Genomic DNA, 950 nt, shown 5'->3' with positions numbered 1-950 from the left:
ATCTGTACGACGCGCGTTGTGGCGGGGATTGGGGTACCGCAAATTACAGCCATTTACGACTGCGCCCGCGTAGCCAGGGAATACAATATTCCAATTATTGCCGATGGCGGGATTAAATACTCCGGTGATTTGCCAAAAGCAATCGGTGCAGGCGCATCAGCGATCATGATCGGCAGCCTGTTTGCCGGAACGGAAGAAAGCCCGGGCGAATTCGAGATCTTCCAAGGCCGCCGCTTCAAGGTATACCGCGGCATGGGCTCCATCGGTGCGATGAAAGCCGGCAGCAAGGATCGCTACTTCCAGGAAAACGCGCAAAAGCTCGTTCCTGAGGGTATCGAAGGCCGCGTACCTTACAAAGGACCATTGGCCGATGTCGTCTATCAACTGATCGGTGGCCTCCGCGCAGGTATGGGCTACTGTGGTACGAAAAACATTCAGGAGCTCATCGACAATTCCCGGTTCATCCGGATTACCGGAGCTGGTTTGCGCGAGAGTCATCCGCACGATGTTCAAATTACAAAAGAAGCGCCAAACTACTCTATTTCGTAGGACTATCGAATCAAAAACCCCTTTCCGTTTGCGAAAGGGGTTTTTTTCTAGCCATTCCTACCGGGAAACTAGTGGAAACAAGCTTCAAGTGGGGTTGCTTTCTATGGTACACTTACAAATGTGTGTCCGTGCCTTTAGTGGCCAAGACCGACAGAAGTGGGAGGGTGAGAGATTCAAATGAAACCGAGAACATGGACGAAGCGATTGACGGGTCTGTTCCTTTCTGTCGCTGTTTTTATCACTGCGTGGGGTTCCATGACAGCAAATGCAGGAGCTGCCCCGCAGGCTGACTTGCAGTTGGTTGCCAGCTCGGCAATATTGGTAGAGGTATCAACAGGAAAAGTACTTTACAGCAGTAATCCAGACCAACCGTTGCCACCAGCGAGCATGAGTAAAATGAT

1 protein-coding gene and 1 pseudogene are annotated in these 950 nt (G+C 51.4%); both read left to right on the top strand.

Annotated features, from left to right (window positions below; genetic code table 11):
* Positions 1-549 (top strand): IMP dehydrogenase (locus EDM54_RS26035; RefSeq protein WP_183189193.1); only part of this gene is annotated, 549 nt, incomplete at its 5' end.
* Positions 550-726: 177 nt separating this feature from the next.
* Positions 727-950: pseudogene (locus EDM54_RS26030) on the top strand (D-alanyl-D-alanine carboxypeptidase family protein); the annotation flags it as partial.

This window comes from Brevibacillus borstelensis, assembly GCF_003710865.1.
Taxonomy (GTDB): Bacteria; Bacillota; Bacilli; order Brevibacillales; family Brevibacillaceae; genus Brevibacillus; species Brevibacillus borstelensis.
Note: the sequence above shows the minus strand (reverse complement) of the source record. Positions and strands in the feature narration are given on the sequence as shown.